Origin of the sequence: Myroides pelagicus (genome assembly GCF_009711055.1) — a bacterium.
Lineage (GTDB): Bacteria > Bacteroidota > Bacteroidia > Flavobacteriales > Flavobacteriaceae > Flavobacterium > Flavobacterium pelagicum.
The window spans coordinates 130,524-155,529 of sequence record NZ_WMJY01000002.1 but is presented as its reverse complement, the minus strand read 5'-3'; the positions used below and the strand labels follow the sequence as shown (position 1 = coordinate 155,529).

The following is a 25,006-nucleotide window of genomic DNA, read 5'->3' as shown; positions in this document are numbered from 1 at the left end:
TCTAGTTAATTACACGTTTCTTACTTTCACGTGATAGAATACATTTGGTTTAGTACCAATATGCTCTAATAAGTAGTATGAACGATCTGACTCTACTAATTCAGTAATATCTGATTCTTTTTCATTGATATCTCCAAAGATCATCGCTCCACTTGAACATGCCGCTGAACATGCAGTTTCAAACTCATTTGCTTTAACAGCTCTTCCTTCGTTCTTAGCTTTCAAGATAGTTGCTTGCGTCATTTGAATACACAATGAACATTTCTCCATTACCCCTCTTGAACGAACTACTACGTCTGGATTTAATACCATACGTCCTAAATCATCATTCATGTGGTAATCGAATTCACTATTATTAGAGTACAAGAACCAGTTGAAACGTCTCACTTTATATGGACAGTTATTCGCACAGTATCTAGTACCTACACAACGGTTATAAGCCATGTGGTTTTGACCTTGGCGTCCGTGTGATGTTGCAGCTACTGGACATACAGTCTCACATGGTGCATGATTACAGTGTTGACACATTACAGGTTGGAAAGAAACTTGTGGGTTGTCAGCAGGATCCTCTAACTCTTGGAATGCTTTTCTATACTCACCAAATCCACTTGCATCTTTTTTCTTCTTAACATCTTCATCAAAAGTTGCTTCTGAAGAATAATATCTATCGATACGTAACCAGTGCATATCTCTACTTCTTCTAACTTCTGATTTACCTACAACTGGCACGTTGTTCTCTGCATGACACGAAATCACACAAGCACCACATCCAGTACAAGCATTCAAATCAATAGATAAGTTGAAATGATGTCCTACAGTACGATCAAATGATTCCCAAATATCAATTGTTCTAGCTTTAACATTTTGGTGATCATAACTTACGATTGGTAGTGGATTCCACTCTTCATCATTCGCATGATATTTAGCTACTGTTGTTTCTTTAACTATATCACTTCTACTCATTAATGTATTGTGCAACTGAACACATGCAAATTCATGCATTCCATTCCCCATTGCAACAGTTACTGGTTGAACTTTAGAAGCGTTAGTATATAGTTTATAAGCATTAACACCAACTTGCATTTCTTCTTTTAAAGCCGCTTTACGACCATAACCAAATGCTAATCCAATCGTTCCTTGAGCTTGACCTGGCTGAATTAAAGCTGGTACATTTTCAATAGTAACACCATTAACAGTTAATGTTATATAGCTACCATCTAAACCTCCATTAGCTACGTGTTTATTAACGATTCCTAATGCCTCTGCATCTTTACTAGATACTGTAGCATAGTTATCCCACGAAGCACGGCTAATTGGGTCTGGGAACTCTTGTAACCATGGATTATTTGCTTGCTGTCCATCTCCCATACCAGTTTTAGTATAGAAAACCAACTCAAACTCTCCCTCTTTTCTTGCTTTTGCTATTGCAGCTGCAGCAGAAGAAAAATCAGCACTTGCACTTACTTTTGCAGACTCTCCTAAAGTTGCAAAACCATCGTGTACAATCTTATTCCAAGTTTTATTTCCAACTGTAGATTGACCTACAGCTTTTACGTAATCATAATAAGCTGTATTATTATTCGTCCATAATAATAAAGCATCTTGTAATTGACGTGTATTAAATAATGGGCGTATTGTAGGTTGAGTTACCGAATACAGTCCTTTATTAATCATTACATCACCCCAAGACTCCAAGTAGTGAGGAGTTGCCGCAGCAATACCTGAAACTAAAGCTGTCTCATCCTCTTTCATGCTGAAAGACACTGTTAAACCAACTTTTTTCAATGCCTCAGCAAAAGCCTCTCCGTTAGCTAACGAATACACCGGGTTTACATTAGACATAATTAAAGTATGAACTTTTCCAGCAGCCATATCTTTAACTAATTGAGCAACTTTAGCATCGTTACCTTGTCTAACGAATTTCGTTTGTTCTGGTAAGAAAGCTGAAGAACCTAAAGCTTGGTTAATAGCAAACACTAATAACTGAGCATTAACATCATCAATTCCACTTACTAACACCCCATTACTTCCAGCAGCTTTTAATTGCTTAGCTGCTTTCATGATTGCTTCGTCATAAGCTGTAGTGTTAGTACCAACATTAGCACCAACTACTACATTGTATATTTTAACTAATGCAGCTTTTAAATCCGCAGAGTTTAATGGTAATCTCACGTCAGCATTCGCACCACTTAAAGACATATTTGACTCTAATTGGATATGCTTAGACATCACTTTACTCTCAAGCGTTGTACGCTTAGGTATACGCTTTTGAGCATAAGCCGAATCATAACCACCACCTTGCCAGTCACCTAAGAAGTCCGCATCAACAGAAACAATAACGTCAGCTTTACTAAAATCGTAATCAGCCAAACCTCTCGTTCCATAAGCTTTTTCATAAGCATCTAGAGCAGATGAAGAAGATACTGCATCATATACTACGTGTTCTGTAGTTGGATAAGCCGCAGCAAATTCATTGATTAATTTATCAGTCGAAGGACTCGCCATTGTATTTGTTAACAATACAATTTTACCTCCTTTTGATTTAGCATCTTCTAAACTAGCTTTTACTTTAACATCTACTTCATCCCACGTTGTTTCCTTACCAGCAATTTTAGGCTGCTTCAAACGTAGATTATCATACATTGTTAATACAGAAGCGTTAACACGAGCATTCGCTCCTGAATACGCTCCAGCTAATTTATTGTTCTCAATCTTGATTGGACGACCTTCTCTTGTTTTCACTAAAACATTAACAAAATCAAATCCATCAGCAACCGTAGTAGCATAATAATCTGCTACACCAGGAACGATCTCATCTGGTTGTACCACATACGGTATAGATTTAACTACAGGCCCTTCACACGCAGCTAAAGTTGCAGCTGCTGTAGAGAAACCTACATATTTCAAAAAGTCTCGACGAGTAGTAGAAGACGAAGACAACTTTTCCTTATCACCAAGGAATTCATCTGTAGGAATTTCCTCAACAAACTCATTATCTCTTAGCGTCTCAACAATAGAACTATTTTCGTTCAGCTCTTCAACACTTTTCCAGTATTTTTTGTTTGATGCCATTGTATATATATATTAGCTTCTTTATTCTTAATTACTTATTAATAGTGACATTTACCACATTCTAATCCACCCATATCTGCTACAGTCAACTTCTCTTTGTTGTACTTACCAGCTAATTCTTTGTGAATCTTAGCGTAATACTCATTATTCTCTAACTTAACATCTGTCTTTCTGTGACAATCTATACACCATCCCATTGTCAATGGAGAATGTTGTCTCATGATTTCCATTTCTTCAACTGGTCCATGACATGTTTGACATTCTAATCCAGCAACATTTACGTGTTGAGAGTGGTTGTAGTATGCAAAGTCAGGTAAGTTGTGAATACGCACCCATTTCACAGGTTTTTCTTTCCCCGTATACTTCTGAGTGTTTACATCCCATCCAACAGCATCGTATAATTTTTGAATTTCGCCTGTGTAGAATTCTGGCGTATATTTACCATAATCCTTACCAGGCTCTCCTGTAAACTCAGAGATATTCTTGTGACAGTTCATACAAACGTTCAACGAAGGAATACCCGATGTTTTACTTGTTCTAGCTGCTGAGTGACAATACTTACAATCAATACCATTATCACCTGCGTGAATTTTGTGAGAGAAGTGAATTGGCTGAACTGGCTCATACCCTTTATCAACTCCAATTTGCATCATGAATCCAAACGCAAAATAAGATCCGATAAGTACCATTACCAATACAGAAACAATCACCAAGAACTTGTTCTTAACAAATGCCTTACAGATCGGTGTTCCTTGCACAATTTCTTGTTCCAACCCATTAGATTCAATTACTTTTTTAAGTACTTTACGTACGAAGAAAAGCATTGCTACTAACATCATTAAAACAACAACTAACGCTCCTAGAACAACAACATTAGACACTGCATCTGAATTACTATTTCCTTGTGCAGCAGCACCCGCTCCTGCAGCAGCAACTGGAGCCGCTTTCTCTTGTGAAGTATATGCTAAAATATTATCAATATCTTCATCTGACAATTCAGGGAAGGCATTCATAGGCACATTATTCCACTCCTCAAACAACTTAACAGCAGTTGCATCGCCCGATTTAATTAATTCCGAGCTATTTTTAATCCATTTATGTAGCCACTCCACATCTCCATCATGACGCTCTACTACACCACGAAGAGCTGGTCCTGTAGATTTAGCATCTAACTTGTGACAAGCAGCACACTTTGAATTAAACAATTCCTTACCTTTTGCTACATCTTGAGCAAATGAAATTGTCGTAAACGATAGCATTAACGCTAAACAAAAGAATAAAATCTTTGAAAACGAATTATGGTTACCCACTTTTTTCATAGTTATAAAATGATTTTCAACTAAATTTGGTCTTTTTTAACAGCCAATTAGACCGCTATCTTATACACCTTATTTACAAACTCCGACAAAAATACAATTTATGACTTACTCTAAAAACCTTTACAGCCCTTTAAATCCAATTTATATACGTTCTAAATAAAGCAAAACTTAAGACTTTTGCAGATAAATCGTATTTTTGTACCAAATACATTTCATTATGAGAATTTTAAGAGTTTTTTCATTAATTACCTTCGGTCTTTTTAGCATTTCTCAAATCGCTGCTCAAAACAAAAAGGTCGTTGTAAACGAACCATATAACATCGCGAAATTAGTAGAAACTAAGAAAAACAACAATTCTACAATCTCAACCAAAGATGGCTTCCGATTACAAGTATTTTACGGAGACGGAACACAAGCCAGACAAGCACTAGCTTCTTTTAGAAATCAATACCCTGAAATAGGCGCTACTATTATTTATAGCACCCCTTCTTACAAAGTGATGGCTGGGAATTTCAAAACAAGAATTGAAGCTGAAAGAAACTTAAAAGCTGTAAAAGAAAACTTCCCAAAGACCCTACTCATTCGTCCAGGGAAATAATCGTCAAATTGTTTTTTTAACACTAACAACTAGTGATTGATATAAATAAAAAACGAGCATTTGAAATCAAATGCTCGTTTTTTATGTTACCCTACCAAATTAATAATTTTACCTGGCACTATAATTACTTTCTTAGGTTCTCTTCCCTGAAGCTGTGCTTGTGTGCGCTCATCTGCTAACACAATTTCTTTAATCTGTTCCTCTGTTAAGTCTAAAGGCAGTTCAATTTTAAATCTCATTTTACCATTAAACGAAACTGGATATTCTTTTGAGCTTTCTACTAAATACTCTTGTTTAAATTCAGGAAATTCTGCATCAGCAATTGATTCTTTATGCCCCAACATCGACCATAACTCCTCAGCGATATGTGGCGCATAAGGTGAAACTACTATAGCTAAAGGCTCTAAGATTGCACGATGATTACATTTCTGTTGTGACAACTCATTCACACAAATCATAAATTGGGATACTGAAGTATTAAATGAAAAATTCTCAATATCTTCTATCACCTTTTTAATTGTCTTGTGTAAAGACTTATACATATCTTTAGTCGGCTCTTCATCTACTACTACAACACCATTATCATCAGCATATAGCTTCCACAATTTTTTCAAAAACCCAGCAACCCCAGAAATACCTGCTGTATTCCATGGCTTAGCTTGCTCCAATGGCCCTAAAAACATTTCGTATAAACGAAGCGTGTCAGCTCCATATTCTTCACAAATATCATCTGGATTAACTACGTTATAGTAAGACTTAGACATTTTTTCTACTTCGTGCCCTACTACGTATTTCCCATTTGCATTTAACACAAACTCTGCTGTAGCATAATCAGGTCTCCATGCTTTAAACCCTTCCATATCTAACTCAGAAGAAGAATTAACTAGTCCAACATAAGCATACAATTTCTGAACTTTTTGATCCGTGATCATATCTTTAGAAACAAACGTATTTGTTCCTTCAATACGATATACAAACGCTGAAGTACCTAAAATCATTCCTTGGTTAATCAATTTTTGGAATGGCTCCTCAGTAGGCGCATAATTCAAATCTTTTAAAAACTTATTCCAAAAACGACTGTACAACAAGTGACCAGTAGCATGTTCACTACCACCTATATATAAATCAACATTCTGCCAGTAGTTCAATGCTTCTTTTGAAGCGAAAGCTTCTGTATTTTGAGGATCCATATAACGCATCCAATACCAAGAAGACCCCGCCCAACCAGGCATTGTATTCAACTCTAATGGAAAAACAGTCTTTCCATCAATTAAACTATTTTCAACAACACAATTATTTACAGTATCCCAAGCCCATACAGCTGCATTCCCTAATGGTGGCTGTCCATCTTCTGTTGGTAAATATTTCTCTACTTCTGGCAATAAGATTGGTAAATGTTTTTGCTCTATCATTTTTGGAAGACCATCCACGTAATAAACTGGGAATGGCTCCCCCCAATAGCGTTGACGAGAAAATACCGCATCGCGCAAACGATAGTTTACTTTTCCTTTACCTTGACCTATGGCTTCTAATTCCTCAATAGCTTTCTTTGTAGCTTCTTTACAATTCATTCCATTTAAGAAGTCCGAATTTTCTAATACAAAACCATCTTTCTCCGCATAAGCCTCTTCAGAAATGTCTTGATTAAAGATATTTTTGATCGCAATATCAAAGTGATTTGCAAACGCATAATCACGCGTATCACCAGCCGGAACAGCCATAACAGCTCCTGTCCCATAACCAGCTAACACATAATCACCAATCCAAATTTCTATTGCCTCTTTTGTAAAAGGATGCTCTGCATAAGCTCCCGTAAACACACCCGATATTGTTTTCACATCCGCCATGCGATCGCGTTCACTACGCTTAGCAGTAGCCTCAATATATTCCTCTACAGCTGCACGTTGCTCATCTGTAGTTATTTTTAATACTAAATCATGCTCTGGTGCTAAAGTCATAAAACTAACACCAAAGATTGTATCAGGACGCGTAGTAAACACCTCAATTGTATCATCACTTTCTTTCAGATTAAACACAACTGATGCACCCACTGACTTACCAATCCAATTGCGTTGACTTTCTTTGATGCTTTCTGTCCAATCAATACTTTCTAAACCTTGAAGTAAACGCTCAGCATAAGCAGAGATACGCATACTCCATTGCTTCATTTTTTTACGTACAACAGGATGCCCCCCTCTTTCTGAAAGACCGTCTTTAATTTCATCATTCGCCAAAACAGTTCCTAATGCTGGACACCAATTCACTTCTGTCTCTGCCAAATAAGTCATTCTATACTTCAATAACATCAACTCTTTCTCTTCTACAGAAAACTGATTCCATTGATCAGCAGTAAATAGGTTAATTCCCTCATCACTTACTGCTTGTACGTTAGCGTTACCTGATTGTTCAAATAATGCTACAAGTGTTTCTATTTTTTCTGCTTGATTACTCTCCTTATTATACCATGCATCAAACAACTGAGTAAAGATCCACTGCGTATGCTTATAGTAGTCAGCATTTGAAGTACGAACTTCTCTACTCCAGTCAAATGAAAATCCAATACGGTCTAACTGCTCTCTATATTTAGAAATGTTTTCTTCTGTCGTAATTGCAGGATGTTGTCCTGTCTGAATAGCATATTGCTCTGCTGGTAAACCAAAACTATCATATCCTTGTGGGTGCAGTACATTGAATCCTCTTTGACGCTTATATCGCGCAAAGATATCAGAGGCAATATATCCTAGTGGATGCCCTACGTGTAACCCTGCTCCAGATGGATAAGGAAACATATCTAATACATAATACTTTGGTTTATCCGATATATTATCGGTTTTAAACGTTTGGTTCTCTTTCCAAAATTTTTGCCATTTAGCTTCAATTTCGTTCGGATTATACTTCATGCTATTCAGTTAATAAGTAAATTTCACAATACTAGACTTCAAGAAACGACAATCGTTCTCAAGTCGTTAATACGCAAAAATAAACTATATTTATAACAATTAGAAAACTTTAATCGTTATTATCTTATAAAAACATTTTTGTTTGTTATTTTTACTGCCTTAAAGAAAAGAATATGACTAACCGTTACGAAAAATACCAAAAGAGAAAACTTATTTCCTCTTATTTTTCAGTTATTTTCAGTATTACACTTGTGCTTTTTATTTTAGGCACACTGAGTTTGTTTGTCTTAAATTCAAAAAGAATTTCTGACAAGTTTAGAGAAAATATCCCTATGACTATTTTTTTAAACAAAAAAGTATCACAAACAGAAATAGATAACTTAGACAAAAAACTAGGTAAAGCAACCTATATCAAAAATTATAATTTTATTTCTAAAGATAGTGCCGCTACTCAACACAAAGAAGATCTAGGAGAAGACTTTATTCAATTTATTGGTTACAATCCTTTGCAAGACTCTTTTGATATGCACCTAAAAGGTGATTACGTCGCTAGTGACAGTATCGCAAAGATTGAAAAAGAGCTAATCAACAGTAAAGGTGTTAAGGAATTAATATACGACAGAGAATTAGTTGACTTAGTAAATAACAATGTCACTAAAATTACAAAATGGGCACTAATTATAACAACTGTGCTTACCTTTATTTCGATGTTATTGATTAATAGCTCTCTTCGTTTATTAATTTTTTCTAGTCGATTTACAATTAAAACAATGCAGATGGTCGGGGCTACTAAAAGCTTTATCCGTCGCCCATTCATAAAACACAGTATACGATTAGGCCTTATAGGTTCTTTTATTGCAATTGTTGCTCTGATTATTCTTGTTTTCTATATTGATAACAGATTCCCAGACTTAGACCTTAACCCTAAAGAAAACTACTTACCATTAGTAGCTGTTTCTGCTGGTATATTAATTCTTGGATTAATCATCACAAGTATCAGTACTTTTTTTGCGACACAACGCTATTTAAATTTAAAATCAGACGACTTATATTAAGCTATATTCTATGAAAACAAAAGAAAATACTACCAGTAGCAAATTCTTATTCAACAAGAAAAACTACCCTTATCTGTTTGCTAGTCTAGCTATCATTGCTCTTAGCTTTATTCTTATGAGCGGAGCGACTAATGATAACCCTACAAAGTTCAATGAAGCAATTTACAGCTTCAGAAGAATACATGTAGCTCCTACACTATTCTTTGTTGGAATTGGTGTAGCTATTTATTCAATTTTTAAACGTTAATACATTTACCAAATAAATAATCGATGGATTTAATACAAGCAATTCTTCTAGCTATTGTTGAAGGATTAACTGAATACTTGCCTGTATCTTCTACAGCACATATGATCTTCGTAAGTTCCGCTTACGGCATTCAAGAAGACGAATTCGTAAAACTATTTCAAACAGCTATCCAATTTGGAGCTATCCTTGCTGTAGTTGCCCTTTACTGGAGAAAATTCTTTGACTTTAGTAAACTCAACTTCTACAAGAAACTAGTACTCGCTGTAATTCCAGCACTTGTACTTGGAAAACTATTTGACGAAGCTATTGATCAAGTACTAGGAGAGACTATCTATATTGCTATTATGCTTATTATCGGTGGATTTGTATTAATTTTTATTGACAAATATTTCAAAAATCCTAAAACAACAAAAGAAGAAGATATCACTGTAAAGCAAGCTGTAACCATTGGTTTTTGGCAATGCCTTGCAATGATGCCAGGTACCAGCCGTTCAGCTGCATCAATTATAGGAGGAATGCAACAAGGGCTTTCTAGACAAGTTGCTGCTGAATTCTCATTCTTTTTAGCCGTACCTACCATGGCAGCTGTAACAGTATATTCAATCGTTCTAAAGAAATATGAGTCTGGTAGGATTGGTTATGAAATACTCCTTGACAACCCAGACAATTTAAAATTATTTCTATTAGGGAATGTAATCGCTTTTATTGTATCTATTATAGCTATTAAATTCTTTATCGGTATCATCAAAAAATACGGTTTCAAACCTTGGGGATACTACAGAATTATTGCAGGAGCTTTACTATTATTATATTTCGGATACCTTAAATAAGCATGATACAATACACTGCCGAGGCCTTTCAAAATGGCCAAATTCTTTTAATAGACAAACCTTTACACTGGTCTTCATTTCAAGCCGTGAACAAAATAAAATGGCTATTAAAGAAAAACTTTGGACTTAAAAAAATTAAAGTAGGACACGCTGGCACACTAGATCCATTAGCTTCTGGCCTATTAATTATTTGCACAGGTAAATCCACTAAACAAATCAGTGAATTACAAGGGCAAATAAAAGAGTATACAGGAACTATAACCCTAGGCGGAACGACACCATCTTATGACCTAGAAACAGAGATAGACCAAACTTTCCCTACTGATCATATTACAGAAACTATATTGGATAATGCTAGACTATCCTTTATCGGTACGACAGAACAACGTCCGCCTATCTTCTCAGCTCTTAAAAAAGATGGTAAGCGACTATACGAACATGCGCGCAAAGGAGAAGAAGTAGAAATAGCGACTAGACCTATCACAATAGAAGAATTCGAACTCACTCATATTGCATTGCCTAATGTAGATTTTAGAGTTATATGTTCAAAGGGAACCTATATTCGCTCTTTAGCTTACGACTTTGGCCAAAAAGTAAATTCAGGAGCTCACCTTAGCGCTTTACGCAGAACCAAAATTGGTGATTTTGACGTTGCAAACGCAGTCACTCCTGATGCTTTCGAAGAACAACTAATACAAGCAACTGCTCAAGATAATTAAAGTAAAAAAGCTACAATTAATTTGTAGCTTTTTTATTTTTTCACCTTTAGTATATCTCCTATCAAATTAAATCTATAAGATTCCTCATTAGCGTTCTTAAAAAACTAAGATCCGTCTAACTCTTCCTCCTTGATGCTTGAGGTATACGTGCAGTTTTCTTGCCCATTCCTTGCCAAAAACAGGCTTCTGGGCTAGTAAACTGCACCTATTCTGCACTCATCCCTCAACCTTGGTAACAAATGAACGAATAATCAGTCCAATATGAGTCACAACCTTCTGCACTAACATACAAAAATCTATATTAAAAGATGTAAAAATAAATCGTCATTCTCTTTAGAATATTCGTCAATTAATCACAACAACAATCAACTACTCCTAAAACACTTCTATAGCTATATGTGCACATGCCTCAGCATCTGCTAATGCATTATGGTGATTAGTTAAATCAAAACCAATATACTTAGACACTGTACCCAACTTGTGATTAACTAACTCAGGGAAAACTTTGCGAGCCATACGGCAAGTACAATAAAAAGGATTTTGATGCAGAGGTAAATCATACGCCCCTAATACAGCCTTTAAGCACCCTTCATCAAAAGCGCTATTATGGGCTACTAAAGGTAAATCTTGAATAAACTCTTTAATTTCCACCCATATCTCAGGAAAATATAACGCTTCTCGGGTATCCCAAGAAGTCAACCCATGTACTTGGGTATTCCAATAACTATAAAAGTCTGGTATAGGCTTAATCAAACTATAATAGGTATTGATTATTCTTCTATTCTCTACCAATACTAACCCTACACTACATACACTTGTTCGTTGTTGATTTGCTGTTTCGAAATCAATAGCTACAAAACTATCCATAATCCTATTTTTTCAATCATTTAAACGCCCTTATAACGACTAAATTGCTGTTGTAATTGTCTATTTTAGCCGAGATATTATTTGCACTAAAAATAACTATTTTAAAATACAAAATATAATTTATACAATTCAGAAACTTCAATTAACTATTAAGTGAACTAGACGGAAAAAGACTAAGTAGCCTTTCCAAGCTTATTTTACCAAGTGAAACTATTTCAATTAGCAGTGTATTCATCAAAAAACAACTTTCTTAGATTACAATGCAATATTTGACATAATTCGATAATTCTAATACCTTAGCGAAAAAAAACATGAAACACATTGTTCTTCTAATAGTATTTACCTTTACCTCACTTGGATTTGCTCAAAAAATAGAATTGCAAGAAGGTGATTTGATCTTCCAAAACCTCAATTGCGGTCCTTTATGTGATGCAATTAACGAAGTAACCTATGGATATGAAGACAACAACTTTAATCACATCGGCATGGTCATCAACTATGAAGGAAAGCTACAAGTAATAGAAGCTACACACCCAACTGTTTGTATCACGCCTGTTGATGAGTTTCTAAACAAAACAACTAACCCAAGTCACGTCGGTCGAATTAATAAAAAATACAAGAAATTAATACAACCAGCCAAAGAATTTGCCATTAAACAAGTAGGGATACCTTATGATGAAAATTACTTGTTAGACAATGACAAATACTATTGTTCAGAGTTACTATACGATGCCTTTATGGCTGCGAATAAAGGAAAAACATTCTTTTACCTCTATGCGATGACGTATAAATCGAAATATACGAAAGAGTTTTTCCCTGTTTGGGTGGAATACTTCGAAAAACTAGAGCAGCCTATTCCTGAAGGATTACCAGGGCTAAATCCAGCAGGTATGTCCTTTTCAAAGAATTTAACAATGTTAGGGCCTATCAATTAAACCCAACTTGACTATCACATCGAGTTTTGCAATAAAAAAAGAGAAAGGAATACGTCATGAATACATATTCCTTTCTCTTTTTTAAATAAGATCCTAATAAACCAACTAACTTACGCACTACTATTAAGCTTGATAGCCTAACGTAAGCCTAGAGACTAGCCATTTCTTAGGCAAAAAGCTATAATACAGACTTCATCAAGTCAATGACTTCTTTTTCTACTTCGTGTCCCTTATCTTTTGTATACCATTTTTGCAATTCGATTTTGCACGTTTCATCTACTACTCCATGTTCTTTTTTATAGTCTTCGATCAAAGTACGAGCACCAGTTGGACGAGGTCCCCAATCAGCCAAAACCTCAAGGGATTGCTTATCGACAATAAGTAACTTAGGAATTGCCCTACCACCATTGGTCAAGAATTGATCCATTAAATCAAGATTTTTATCACGCAAGACCAATTTCAACTCTACATTATCCGACAATTCAGCTAATTTATTAAGCATAGGAACAGATTGTGCAGCATCACCACACCAAGATTCAGTAATCGCAATCCACAGCACCTTTCTATCAAGGTTATTCAAATAAAACGCCGATTCTTCACTAGCCTTTAAAGTCTTGTCAAGTCGATGAAGACGTGCTTCATTTAATTTTGCATAGGCTAGATAATCATCATTAAGTTCTAAAGCATCTACATTATTAGCTAAAGAATCTGTAACAAAAGCTCTAAATTCAGTGTAAGAAAAACTTTTCTCTATTGTTTTTGAGTTGATATGTATCATTTTGTGTAATTTTAGTTTTTGTATTACTCAAAGATACGGCTTTTTTAAATAAACGTTTATACAATCTAATAAGGAATGGACAAGACAACGCTCGGTTTGGTTTTATCAGGTGGAGGCTATAAAGGACTAGCCCATGCAGGCGCACTACAATTTTTACAAGAACAAAATATACATCCACAAGTACTAGCAGGTACAAGTGCTGGGTCTATTGTTTCATGTTTACATGCTATTGGAATGCCACCCCAAGAAATCCTCAATTTCTTCAAATCTGTCAACCTCTTCGATTGGTCCCATTTCACCTTCAAAAAAGCAGGTATAATGGATGTTAATGCTTTCGATAAATACCTACATAGCGTATTTGGAGACAAAACGATCGGAGAACTGAATATACCAGTTTACATTACAGCGACGAATATCGTTCAGGGAACCCTACACATCTTTGACAATCAAACAAAAGTAACTGATGCTATACTGGCGTCTAGCGCTTTTCCTGGAGTATTTTCACCCTATAAAATAAAAGACACTATCTATAGTGATGGAGGAATCGTGAATAACTTCCCCATCAATATCATGAAAGAAGTTTCTAATTTCGTGATTGGGATCAACGTAACACCAATCCACGAAGTCAAACAAGAAGAATTAACCTCTATTCGTTCCGTAACCTTTCGCGCGTATGAATTAATGACCGCCATGAGCAATATACAACAGAGTAAACATTGCGATTGGTTGATCGAACCCGAAGAGTTAATAAACTACTCAACCTTTGAAAGGAGTAAAGAAAAAATGGACAAAATATATGAGATTGGTTATCAGTCAACAAAAGAATCATTTGAAAGGAATAAAGATAAATTGCAAAAAGCTATTCTCTAAAAGTATATAATCTTTATATTTGCAAAACTTTAAAAATATCTTTCAATGAAATACAAAAGAATTCTACTGAAATTAAGTGGAGAAGCTCTGATGGGAGATCAGCAATATGGTATTGATCCAAAAAAATTAGCAGAATATGCTGCTGAAATTAAAAAAGTTCACGACTTAGGTGTTGAAATAGCAATTGTAATTGGAGGAGGAAATATTTTTAGAGGAGTTGCGGGAGCAAATGTTGGAATGGATCGCGTACAAGGTGACTACATGGGAATGTTAGCAACAATCATTAATGGTTTAGCACTACAAGGAGCCTTGGAAGGATCAGAAATGCTAACAAGATTGCAAACAGCCTTAAAGATTGAAGCAGTAGCTGAACCTTATATCAAGAGAAGAGCTGTACGCCACTTAGAGAAAGGAAGAATTGTGATCTTTGGTGCAGGAACAGGGAATCCTTACTTCACTACAGATACAGCTGCCGTACTAAGAGGGGTAGAGATTAATGCAGATGTAATTCTTAAAGGAACACGTGTAGACGGTGTGTACACAGCAGATCCAGAAAAAGATCCAACAGCGATTAAATTTGAAAACATTACTTTTAGTGATGTGCTAAAAAAAGGATTAAATGTAATGGATACAACAGCATTCACTCTAAGTAGAGAAAACGAATTGCCAATTGTTGTATTCGACATGAACAAAGAAAATAATTTATTAAAAGTTTGTCAAGGGAATGATTCTGTAGGTACTACAGTATCTGTGAACATCAATTAATTAAAATTATGACAGAAGAAATCAACTTAATAATCGACGCTGCAAAAGAGTCTATGGACAACACTGTAGCTTTCTTAGAGAAATCATTATTAAACATCCGCGCAGGAAAAGCTTCTCCTCAAATGTTAGGGGCAGTATTCGTAGATTACTACGGATCTCAAACACCACTTTCACAGGTAGCAAATATCAATGCGCCAGATGCGCGTACATTAACTGTTACTCCTTGGGAGAAGAATATGCTACAACCTATTGAAAAAGCAATCTTGATTGCTAATCTAGGGCTTAACCCTATGAATAACGGGGAAAACATCATCATCAATATTCCAGCGCTTACAGAAGAAAGACGTAAAGACTTGGCAAAGCAAGCAAAATCGGAAGCTGACGATGCAAAAATAGGTATCAGAAATGCTCGTAAAGATGCAAATAACGATATCAAAAAAGAAGAAAAGAATGGTACTTCTGAAGACATCTGCAAAGATGCTGAAGAAAGAGTTCAAAAATTAACAGATAGTTTCGTAAAAAAAATCGATGATATTCTAGCTGTGAAGGAAGCTGAAATCATGAAAGTATAAAGAATCCGCAGGAATGCGGATTTTTTTTTATCCCTACTGTATTCTTTAGCGAACCTCATCGCCAACACACTGACAGCTAATCCCATATCATTCAAACCACCAGATTATCCAATCAATCTCTAGAAGATCAGTCTCATCATTAAAAAAAGCTACTGCACAATAGTGTCATTAAAATCTCGTATTTACTAAATATCTTTCTTAAATTTAAAGTTTACACCACATTATTTCAAGGCATTCGTGTTTTTTCTTTCTAACAATGTAAAAATAACATTTATCATATTGTATTCAATTCTGATTAAGTAACTTACATAAATTAATCACTATAATTAAATTCAAATATGAATACACGAATCTTAACACCTGAAGAACTGCAAAAAACAAGTCCTGTTTTTGGTCAACTGTCTTTTGATAATCACGAACAAATAGTGTTTTGTCACGACGAAGAGTCAGGACTAAAAGCAATCATTGGAATCCACAACACAAATCTTGGACCAGCCTTAGGAGGAACAAGAATGTGGAACTATCAGTCTGAATGGGAAGCACTAAACGATGTGCTGCGTCTATCACGTGGTATGACTTATAAATCAGCTATTTCAGGATTAGATCTAGGAGGTGGAAAAGCAGTAATCATAGGAGATTCAAAAAAAGATAAAACGCCTGAAATGATCAAGGCATTTGCCAAGTATGTAGATTCCCTAAGTGGTCGATACATCACAGCAGAAGATGTAGGATCAACAACAGCGGATATGGATTTAATACACAGCACCACACCACATGTAACTGGAATATCTAAAGAGCTAGGTGGTTCTGGTAATCCTTCTCCAGTAACTGCTTATGGTGTATTCATGGGGTTAAAAGCTGCTGCTAACTTCAAATGGGGAACAGATAACTTAAGTGGTAAAAAGATATTTGTTCAAGGAATTGGAAATGTAGGAGAAACATTAGTAAAACACCTAACAGAAAATGGAGCTATTGTAACGATTACAGATCTAAACCAAGAACGCGTAGAAGAAGTATCGAAAAAATACAACACCAACATATTTACAGGTACAGATCTTTTCTTAGAAGACATGGATATCTATGCGCCATGTGCTTTAGGAGCAACCATCAATGACGATACAATCAATAAATTAAAAGCACAAGTAATCGCTGGAGCGGCAAACAACCAACTTGCTGTAGAAAGCGTTCATGGAAAAATTCTTCAAGAAAGAGGAATCGTATATGCACCAGACTTTTTGATTAATGCAGGAGGAATTATTAATGTATTTGGAGAGATCGCCCATTATGGTCAAGATGAAGCACTAAAAAGAACAGAAAACATCTACAATACAACATTAGAAGTTTTAAATGAAGCTAAAGAAAAAAATATCACTACACTTCAAGCAGCTATGCAAAAAGCAGAAAAACGCTTCAAGAAAAAATAGAATACAACTAACACTAAAAGTCAGCTAGCCAATTAGCTGACTTTTTTTATGACTAATAAATTTAATGCCAACAATAAAAAAAATCAAACCGACAAATAACTTCTAAATATAGATTTAAAATTAGTAAATTTGCGAGTATTTCTGTCTTTACAAAACAGAATCAGAGATTATAAACAATATATTTCATCATGAAACACACGAAAATCGTCGATCTTCTAACGGGTAAAAATTTACTACATGAAGTAAAAGCTAAGGGATGGGTAAGAACTTTTAGAAACAATCAATTTATAGCCTTGAATGATGGTTCAACTATAAATAATATTCAGTGTGTTGTTGATTTAGATAAATTCCCAGCAGAATTACTAAAGAAGATACATACAGGAGCTGCCCTATCAGTAACAGGAACGTTAGTAGAAAGTCAAGGAGCAGGTCAAACCGTAGAAATTCAAGTAAACAAACTTAAAGTATATGGTGAGGCAAACCCTGAAGAGTATCCAATCCAACCGAAAAAACACTCTTTAGAATTTTTACGTGAGAATGCTCACTTAAGAGTACGCACAAATATATTTGGAGCTATTATGCGTGTACGTAGCACATTATCGTATGCCGTACATAAATACTTCCAAGAAAACGGATTCTTTTATTTCAATGCACCGATCATTACAGGATCAGATGCTGAAGGAGCAGGAGAAATGTTTAGAGTAACTAATTTAGATTTAAACAATTTACCTCGCACAGAGGAGGGAAATATAAACTTTAAGGAGGATTTCTTTGGAAAGACTACAAACTTAACAGTATCAGGACAATTAGAAGCAGAAACTTATGCAATGGCATTAGGTTCTGTTTATACATTTGGACCTACATTCCGTGCTGAGAATTCGAATACATCAAGACACTTAGCTGAATTCTGGATGATAGAACCAGAAGTTGCATTCAACGATCTTGATGACAATATGGATTTAGCAGAAGACTTTATCAAATACGTGATCAAATACACACTTGAAAAATGTCAAGATGATTTAGTATTCTTAGATAAACGATTACAAGACGAAGAGAAAAACAAACCACAAGCAGAAAGAAGTGGAATGTCCCTACTTGAAAAGTTAAACTTTGTAGTTGAAAACAATTTCAAACGCGTTAGCTATACAGAGGCTGTTGATATCCTAAGAAACTGTAAACCTAATAAAAATAAAAAATTCAAATACATCATTGATGGATGGGGAGCAGATTTACAAAGTGAGCACGAGCGTTACCTTGTAGAAAAGCACTTCAAGTGTCCCGTAATCTTATTTGATTATCCAGCTGAAATTAAAGCGTTTTACATGCGTATGAATGAAGATGGAAAAACAGTAAGAGCAATGGATATCCTATTCCCTGGAATTGGAGAAATTGTTGGAGGTTCAGAAAGAGAAGAAAGATACGATGTTTTAGTAGAAAAAATGAAGGCAATGGGTATCGAAGAAGAGGAATTATGGTGGTACTTGGATACACGTAAATTTGGAACAGCGCCACACAGTGGATTTGGTCTTGGTTTTGAGAGACTTGTTTTATTCGCAACAGGTATGACAAATATTAGAGATGTAATTCCATTCCCAAGAACCCCTCAAAGTGCGGAGTTTTAAAGGAACTGATACTTCTTATTAATGTTTACTTTATCACATTTTTTTATTATTTTTGATAAATAATATCCTGTGGTAAAGTAAACATTTTTTTATTCACACAATTTTCATAAAATGCTTAAACAAAGTCTTCAATTAAAGCTATCTCAAAAACTATCTCCTCAACAGATTCAGTTGATGAAACTTATCCAATTGCCAACCTTGGCATTTGAACAGCGTTTGAAAGAAGAGCTTATCGAAAACCCTGCACTCGAAAGTGGAAAAGAAGATGATTATTCGGCAGAGGAAGACAACTATGGTGATGACTATGACGACTACGACAATGATCGAATAGAAGCAGAAGACATCAATATAGATGAATACCTAAGCGATGATGAAACTCCTGAGTATAAGCTTCAGACCAACAATTACAGTAAAGATGATGATGACTATGAAGCGCCTATAATAGCATTTGAAAGCTTCCATCAAGACTTAATTAATCAGTTAAATACATTCATATTAACTGACGAACATCGAGCAATCGCAGAGTTTTTAGTTGGTAGTGTTGACGATATGGGTTATATTCGAAGAGATATTCAAGATATCGTAGATGACTTAGCATTCACTCAAGGAATCTATACTGATGAAAAGACGGTAGGGAAAATTCTAAATATCGTACATGAATTAGAACCTTCTGGCGTAGGAGCTCGTGATTTAAAAGAGTGTCTCTTGTTACAACTTAGACACAAGACACCTACAGACGCTGTAGATTTGGCAAAAGATATAATCGAAAATCAATTTGATGCTTTTACTAAAAAGCACTACGATAAATTACTTCAAAAATATGGAGTAACAAGAGAGCAACTGCGCAATGCTATTGACGAAATTGAGAAACTAAATCCAAAACCAGGTAGTGCATATATTGGTAATACACGTATTGTAGAACATATCACACCAGACTTTATCATTAAGATTTCTGATGGAGAAATAGAGCTTTCTCTTAATGGAAGAAATGCACCTGAGTTACATATTTCTAAAGATTACCAAGAGATGTTACAGTCTTATAAGGAGTCTTCAAAATCAAATAGTGCTCAGAAAGATGCTGTACAATTTATCAAGCAAAAATTAGACGGTGCTAAGTGGTTTATTGATGCAATCAAGCAAAGGCAAGAAACCCTATACGTGACTATGCAGGCGATTATCGAATACCAGTATGACTATTTCATTTCTGGAGATGAAACTAAACTTAGACCGATGATTCTAAAAGATATTGCAGATCGTATTGGTTTAGATATTTCAACGGTATCGAGGGTTGCTAATAGCAAATACGTGGACACACCGTACGGTACATTTTTAATAAAAAACTTCTTTTCGGAAGCTATGGTTAATGATCAAGGAGAAGAAGTATCAACAATAGAAATCAAAAAAATCTTAGAGACAATCATTGCTGATGAAGATAAAGCAAAGCCATATCCGGATGATAAATTAGCTGAACTCTTAAAAGAGAAAGGATATCCCATTGCTCGTAGGACAGTCGCGAAATACCGAGAACAACTTGATATACCTGTGGCAAGAATGCGCAAGCGTATTTAGTCCGTAATTGTATCTAAAGGCAATCAATGAAAGGGGAAACTGAATACAATAAAAAGGCTATTAGAGCTTTCAAAATAATATCCTATATACTCCATCCGTTAATAATGCCACTATTAACGGTATGGTTGTATTTTCACTATACGGCTAATTACTTCTTTGCTGACGAGATAAACATCATGCTGATACAAATAGGGATTATTACCGTATTACTACCAATTTCAATATATTTTTTACTAAGTTCGTTACGACTCATCGGATCGACAGTTATGCTAAGCGACGCAAAGGATAGGTTAATACCTTTTGCAATTAATATCTTTCTTTTAATAGCCTTAAAAGAATACATACTAATTGAGAACAACGCATATGAATTAAATGTTTATTTCTGGGGAATCATAAGCAGTTACCTATTACTTACACTTTCTTTGTTTTTCAAAATAAAGTCGAGTGTACACATGACAATGTTAGCAGCTTTAACTACTTTCCTTACCTATGTTTTTTTTAAATATCAAGTATCAGATATTATACATATCATTATTATGATTATGCTAATGGGAATCACAGGAAGTGCTCGATTATACCTCAAAGCACATACTTCGTTAGAGATTGCTTTAGGAACATTTATTGGTATTATTCCACAGTTAGTATTTATAGTTTTAAACTAAGAATTAAAGAATATAAAACATCATTCCAACATTTAGCATTTTCAAACGTGTTGGATCATTAGCAAACACTTCATTTTTATAAATACTATTCAATCCGTAATACACATAAAAATTCCATGTATTAAATCCGACAGAAGCATAAGCCCCATACATCCACTTATTAATATTCATATCTCCTGTACGGATGATCGAATAGGAACTCGTAGTAGTCTTAAACCTATTGTTAAAATTATAACTTGCTTTAAAGCCAAGATAAACGCGCCAGAACTTATGACTTTCCGGAGTAGATGTTCGCCAACGCAATTCAATAGGAAGATCAATAGAATGTAGCGATAAGGAACTCTGTTTGTAATTTGACAGCATTAAGTACTCATTCGTTTCCGATAGTCCAAAATTACTACGTAGATTCAAATATGAATACCCAATACCTGGAGCAATAGCAATAGTTCTATTTTGATTTATAGGAAAGTCTCTAAGGAAACCTCCATTAATTCCTATCGAAAAAGAATAGGGACTATAACCTTTAAACTTATCCTGCATTAGCGTATGACTTACACCAAAGTAGAACTGATCCTCACGATATTTTAAATCAACAGTATTTTCTTCGTAATCCCACTGTTCTTGAGCTATCCCATGAATAGTAAAAAAACTTATACACCATAAATAAAAGACTTTTCTCATCATTGCAAAACATTTAAAAAGTATAAACAAGACCTACACCTAACGTTTGTTTAAATTGCGGCTTAGGTCCTTCCATTACTTGAACACCATCTCTCTCAACTTTACTTTTAACGTTATCGTCATAAATGAAATAAGTACCAATATTAGCGTGCACATATTCATTAACCTTCAAATCTATCTTCATCTCCCACGAGACGTAAATATTACCAAAGTTATTCAGATAATCACTATATAGTGAAAGCTTATGATCTAAAAATATATTCTTAAGCACTTCTTTTTTCCACTCGTTACTCAATAAAAAACCAAGCTCTGCACGTGAATTCTTTCCTTTCCTAATCATATTACCAAGATCGTCATACTCTGCCTTTTGAACTCCAAAGGCTCCTTGATTAGCTAATGTTTGATCTAAGACAAATGTTGCTTTATAAGTAACAGGAGAGATATAAAACTTCATACGACTTTTAGGCATCACATACTCCCCCCCCATACCGACGAATAAATAAGCTGGAGCAAACCATCTAGAGATAGGGTCATCAATGTTCGGATAATTAAAACCATCTGTAAATTGAGTTTTAAAGTTTACCTTAGTAACATAATACCAATCTGAGATATTAGATTTACGATACCCTAATGAAATATTCAAATCCAAAACATCATCGGTCTTTCTAAGTTCTCTATCAGATTGCTTATTGACTCCATAGCGCAAACTTAATGTGTTATCCCATACAAAACGTCCCTTAGTGTACTTTCTTTGAAAATCTCCTTTGATAATACCAGAAATAGAATTCTCCCCACCACTACTCCAATTGACAAAAGCAATTTGATTTAGGTCTAATCCTAACTTATTTTTCTTATCCCAATAACCAATAACCTCATCATTTAAAGGCACAAGATTCAAATCAATATTAGGATTATACTTTATTTCAACTTCAGTAAATTTTGGCTTAGTCGCCTTAACGTAAAACTCCGGTTTAAAATAAGGCAAATCATAATTTCCACTTCCTCTAGTATAGTTCATTGTATTCGTTCCATAATCCTTCATAGGTAAAAATCCCATTAAAGGGTTAAAAGGATTCTCTTGAAACTTAATAGTATCACTCTTCATTTGCACAGCTGGCACCGATACGTTAGGCTGACTATCACTCGATAAATCCTCCTGAGCATGAACCACTGAAATCGTATTTACAACTAATAATAAACTAAATAAAAAACTTTTAAACCTTTTCAAAACTTACTCCTTTATAATTTTTTTAATCGATTCGATATCTATACCACATTCTTCATATTGTTCTCCTACGGTAGCATGTTCTATGAAAGAATCCTTCACACCAAGATTCTCAACTTGAATATGTGGAAAATATTGTGCTATGTATTGGCTAATCAGGCTACCAAAACCACCCGTTATAACCCCATCTTCAATCGTTACAACACGTTGATAATGCTTACATATTTCTTCTAAAACCTTTTTGTTTAATGGCTTTACAAAAGTAAAGTGATAATGTCCCCAATCTAAATTATCACAAGACTCAAAAGCAGTTATCACATGATTACCTATCGTTCCAGTAGACAGGATAACAAATTTATTCCCTTTTCTAAACTCTTTGACATTTCCAATGGTAATTTTCGTAAAATTATCCTTCCAACTATCCTTCATCACTCCACGACCTCTAGGATAGCGTATTGCCCACGGCATATCGATTCCCAATTGAGCCGTATATAATAGATTTCGCAACTCGATTTCATTCAGAGGAGCAGCAATAACTAGATTAGGAATACATCCTAAATAGGCAATATCAAACACCCCTTGATGGGTTGCTCCATCTTCCCCAACTAACCCAGCTCTATCGATACAAAAAACAACAGGTAACTTTTGCAAAGCTACATCGTGAATAATCTGATCATATGCTCTTTGCAAAAACGTAGAGTAGATAGCACAATAAGGCAATAAACCTTGAGTAGCCATTCCAGCCGCCAAAGTTACAGCATGTTGTTCTGCTATTCCAACATCAAAAGCTCGCTCAGGGAATGCCTGCATCATGTAAGTCATCGAACTTCCAGTAGGCATAGCTGGGGTGATTCCAACAATAGACTTGTTATGTTCTGCAAGCTCAACAAGCGTTTTACCAAAGACATCCTGGTATTTCTCTGATAAATTGGTTTGATTACTTTTAATCAATTCACCAGTCTTACTATCAAATCGACCAGGCGCATGGTATTTAACTTGATTTTCTTCAGCTTGCTTTAACCCTTTACCTTTAGTTGTTATAATATGCAGAAACTTTGGCCCTTTGGCTTTCTTTAGCAACTCTAATTCTCTTATTAGAGAAGCTAAGTCATGGCCATCAACAGGACCTTCGTATCTAAAATGCAATGATTTGATCATATTATTAACGCGAGGGTTCTTACCTTGCTTTACGGATGCTAAATAATCTTTTAAAGCACCCACACTAGGATCTATACCAATAGCATTATCATTTAGTATAACCAGCATATTTGCATCAGACACACCTCCATGATTTAAACCTTCAAAAGCCATACCTGCAGCAATAGAAGCATCTCCAATGACAGCTATATGCTGTTTATCATGATTTCCTTTTATCTTCGAGGCTATAGCCATACCTAATACAGCAGAAATAGATGTTGAAGAATGACCTACACCAAAGGTATCAAATTCACTTTCCTCACGCTTAGGAAATCCACTGATACCATCTTTTTGTCTATTTGTGTGAAAGCGATCTAATCGACCAGTTAGTAATTTGTGACCATATGCTTGATGACCGACGTCCCATACCAACAAATCATATGGAGTGTCAAACACGTAATGCAAAGCAATAGACAGCTCCACTACCCCTAGACTTGCTCCTAAATGTCCTTCTTTAGTAGCTACAACTTCAATAATAAATTCTCTTAACTCTTGAGCTAGTACTTTAAGTTCTTCAAGCGTTAATTTCTTTATAGCACTTGGTGTTAGTGTATGATTTAGTATAGTTTGATACATTCTTTTTAACAAATAGAAAACAAAATTACAATTTTGTTTTTACTTTTGATTCTTTAATATGTTAAGACAAATAAGATGACTATTTTTTCTGATGAATACTTTATGCAGATAGCAATTAATCAAGCAAAAGAAGCGAAAGAAAAGGGAGAAATTCCCGTTGGCGCTATTGTTGTTGCCAACAACCAAATAATTGCCAAAAGTCATAATCTAACAGAACTACTTCACGATGTCACTGCTCATGCGGAAATCCAAGCAATTTCAGCTGCTGCAAATTATTTAAACGCTAAATACTTAAAAAACTGCACTTTATACGTAACTTTAGAACCTTGTCAAATGTGTGCAGGAGCTTTATACTGGAGTCAAATCTCTCATATTGTTTGTGGAGCTGAGGATTCTAAAAGAGGATATCGAGCTTTCGGAGGTAAATTACACCCTAAAACCACGATTAAATACGGCGTGCTCGAAGAAGAATGTCGTAACTTAATGATTGAATTTTTTACAAAAAAAAGAACATAATAAATAT

Annotated in this window: 22 protein-coding genes; 14 read left to right on the top strand and 8 right to left on the bottom strand. The window is 35.0% G+C overall.

Annotation, left to right across the window (positions count from 1 at the left end; translation table 11 throughout):
* Positions 1-9 precede the first annotated feature (9 nt).
* Positions 10-3,072: a TAT-variant-translocated molybdopterin oxidoreductase gene (locus tag GJV77_RS01715; protein WP_155034630.1), complete on the bottom strand. Its 3,063-nt coding sequence runs from the start codon at positions 3,070-3,072 to the stop codon at positions 10-12.
* Positions 3,073-3,110: 38 nt separating this feature from the next.
* Entirely contained in the window at positions 3,111-4,391 is a 1,281-nt protein-coding gene (locus tag GJV77_RS01710; protein ID WP_155034629.1) for a cytochrome c3 family protein, read from the bottom strand.
* A 217-nt stretch (positions 4,392-4,608) separates the two neighbouring features.
* Between GJV77_RS01710 and GJV77_RS01705 the strand changes: the two genes are divergently transcribed.
* Entirely contained in the window at positions 4,609-4,989 is a 381-nt protein-coding gene (locus GJV77_RS01705; RefSeq protein ID WP_155034628.1) for an SPOR domain-containing protein, read from the top strand.
* Positions 4,990-5,075: 86 nt separating this feature from the next.
* Here the strand turns inward: GJV77_RS01705 and leuS are convergent, their stop codons facing one another.
* Entirely contained in the window at positions 5,076-7,889 is a 2,814-nt protein-coding gene (leuS, locus tag GJV77_RS01700) for a leucine--tRNA ligase (protein WP_155034627.1), read from the bottom strand.
* 173 nt (positions 7,890-8,062) lie between these two features.
* Here leuS and GJV77_RS01695 point away from each other — a divergent pair, with 173 nt between their 5' ends.
* Genes GJV77_RS01695 through truB form a run of 4 tightly spaced genes read left to right on the top strand, consistent with a single transcriptional unit; the run spans position 8,063 to position 10,740 of the window.
* Entirely contained in the window at positions 8,063-8,944 is an 882-nt protein-coding gene (locus GJV77_RS01695; protein ID WP_155034626.1) for a cell division protein FtsX, read from the top strand.
* Between the two features lie 10 nt (positions 8,945-8,954).
* Positions 8,955-9,191 (top strand): DUF3098 domain-containing protein, encoded by a 237-nt coding sequence (locus GJV77_RS01690; protein ID WP_155034625.1) that lies wholly within the window; start codon positions 8,955-8,957, stop codon positions 9,189-9,191.
* A gap of 23 nt (positions 9,192-9,214) precedes the next feature.
* Entirely contained in the window at positions 9,215-10,021 is an 807-nt protein-coding gene (locus tag GJV77_RS01685) for an undecaprenyl-diphosphate phosphatase (protein WP_155034624.1), read from the top strand.
* Between the two features lie 2 nt (positions 10,022-10,023).
* Positions 10,024-10,740 (top strand): tRNA pseudouridine(55) synthase TruB, encoded by a 717-nt coding sequence (gene truB / locus GJV77_RS01680; protein WP_155034623.1) that lies wholly within the window; start codon positions 10,024-10,026, stop codon positions 10,738-10,740.
* 375 nt (positions 10,741-11,115) lie between these two features.
* Here the strand turns inward: truB and GJV77_RS01675 are convergent, their stop codons facing one another.
* The gene (locus tag GJV77_RS01675; protein WP_155034622.1) at positions 11,116-11,607 is read right to left on the bottom strand and encodes a 3'-5' exonuclease; all 492 of its coding nucleotides are present in this window, start codon (positions 11,605-11,607) and stop codon (positions 11,116-11,118) included.
* Positions 11,608-11,918: 311 nt separating this feature from the next.
* On the opposite strand from GJV77_RS01675, the gene GJV77_RS01670 reads away from it, so the two are divergent.
* Positions 11,919-12,542 (top strand): YiiX/YebB-like N1pC/P60 family cysteine hydrolase, encoded by a 624-nt coding sequence (locus tag GJV77_RS01670; RefSeq protein ID WP_155034621.1) that lies wholly within the window; start codon positions 11,919-11,921, stop codon positions 12,540-12,542.
* Positions 12,543-12,720: 178 nt separating this feature from the next.
* On the opposite strand, the gene GJV77_RS01665 is transcribed toward GJV77_RS01670, so the two are convergent.
* A complete protein-coding gene (locus GJV77_RS01665; RefSeq protein ID WP_155034620.1) occupies positions 12,721-13,320 on the bottom strand; it encodes a thioredoxin family protein in 600 nt (199 codons plus the stop codon).
* 75 nt (positions 13,321-13,395) lie between these two features.
* Here GJV77_RS01665 and GJV77_RS01660 point away from each other — a divergent pair, with 75 nt between their 5' ends.
* The 7 genes from GJV77_RS01660 to GJV77_RS01630 all read left to right on the top strand — a co-directional run bounded on the left by GJV77_RS01660 (position 13,396) and on the right by GJV77_RS01630 (position 20,804).
* A complete protein-coding gene (locus GJV77_RS01660) occupies positions 13,396-14,190 on the top strand; it encodes a patatin-like phospholipase family protein (protein WP_155034619.1) in 795 nt (264 codons plus the stop codon).
* Between the two features lie 45 nt (positions 14,191-14,235).
* The gene (gene pyrH, locus GJV77_RS01655) at positions 14,236-14,955 is read left to right on the top strand and encodes a UMP kinase (protein WP_155034618.1); all 720 of its coding nucleotides are present in this window, start codon (positions 14,236-14,238) and stop codon (positions 14,953-14,955) included.
* Positions 14,956-14,963: 8 nt separating this feature from the next.
* Positions 14,964-15,527, top strand: coding sequence for a ribosome recycling factor (gene frr / locus GJV77_RS01650; RefSeq protein ID WP_155034617.1), 564 nt, complete (start codon positions 14,964-14,966; stop codon positions 15,525-15,527).
* Positions 15,528-15,865: 338 nt separating this feature from the next.
* The gene (locus tag GJV77_RS01645) at positions 15,866-16,951 is read left to right on the top strand and encodes a Glu/Leu/Phe/Val dehydrogenase dimerization domain-containing protein (RefSeq protein ID WP_155034616.1); all 1,086 of its coding nucleotides are present in this window, start codon (positions 15,866-15,868) and stop codon (positions 16,949-16,951) included.
* A 188-nt stretch (positions 16,952-17,139) separates the two neighbouring features.
* A complete protein-coding gene (gene asnS / locus GJV77_RS01640; RefSeq protein WP_155034615.1) occupies positions 17,140-18,573 on the top strand; it encodes an asparagine--tRNA ligase in 1,434 nt (477 codons plus the stop codon).
* 111 nt (positions 18,574-18,684) lie between these two features.
* A complete protein-coding gene (gene rpoN, locus GJV77_RS01635) occupies positions 18,685-20,142 on the top strand; it encodes an RNA polymerase factor sigma-54 (protein ID WP_155034614.1) in 1,458 nt (485 codons plus the stop codon).
* 26 nt (positions 20,143-20,168) lie between these two features.
* Complete coding sequence (locus tag GJV77_RS01630; RefSeq protein ID WP_155034613.1) at positions 20,169-20,804, top strand: hypothetical protein; 636 nt, start codon at positions 20,169-20,171, stop codon at positions 20,802-20,804.
* 3 nt (positions 20,805-20,807) lie between these two features.
* Here GJV77_RS01630 and GJV77_RS01625 read toward each other — a convergent pair whose 3' ends face one another.
* From GJV77_RS01625 to GJV77_RS01615, 3 genes are read right to left on the bottom strand one after another with little or no spacing between them, the layout of a single operon-like run.
* Complete coding sequence (locus tag GJV77_RS01625) at positions 20,808-21,488, bottom strand: porin family protein (RefSeq protein WP_155034612.1); 681 nt, start codon at positions 21,486-21,488, stop codon at positions 20,808-20,810.
* A 10-nt stretch (positions 21,489-21,498) separates the two neighbouring features.
* Positions 21,499-22,713: a DUF3078 domain-containing protein gene (locus GJV77_RS01620; protein WP_240142794.1), complete on the bottom strand. Its 1,215-nt coding sequence runs from the start codon at positions 22,711-22,713 to the stop codon at positions 21,499-21,501.
* Between the two features lie 3 nt (positions 22,714-22,716).
* Positions 22,717-24,483 carry a 1-deoxy-D-xylulose-5-phosphate synthase gene (locus GJV77_RS01615; RefSeq protein WP_155034611.1) on the bottom strand — a complete coding sequence of 589 codons (1,767 nt, stop codon included), beginning with the start codon at positions 24,481-24,483 and terminating at the stop codon, positions 22,717-22,719.
* A 75-nt stretch (positions 24,484-24,558) separates the two neighbouring features.
* Here GJV77_RS01615 and GJV77_RS01610 point away from each other — a divergent pair, with 75 nt between their 5' ends.
* Positions 24,559-24,999 (top strand): nucleoside deaminase, encoded by a 441-nt coding sequence (locus tag GJV77_RS01610; protein WP_155034610.1) that lies wholly within the window; start codon positions 24,559-24,561, stop codon positions 24,997-24,999.
* Positions 25,000-25,006: the final 7 nt, after the last annotated feature.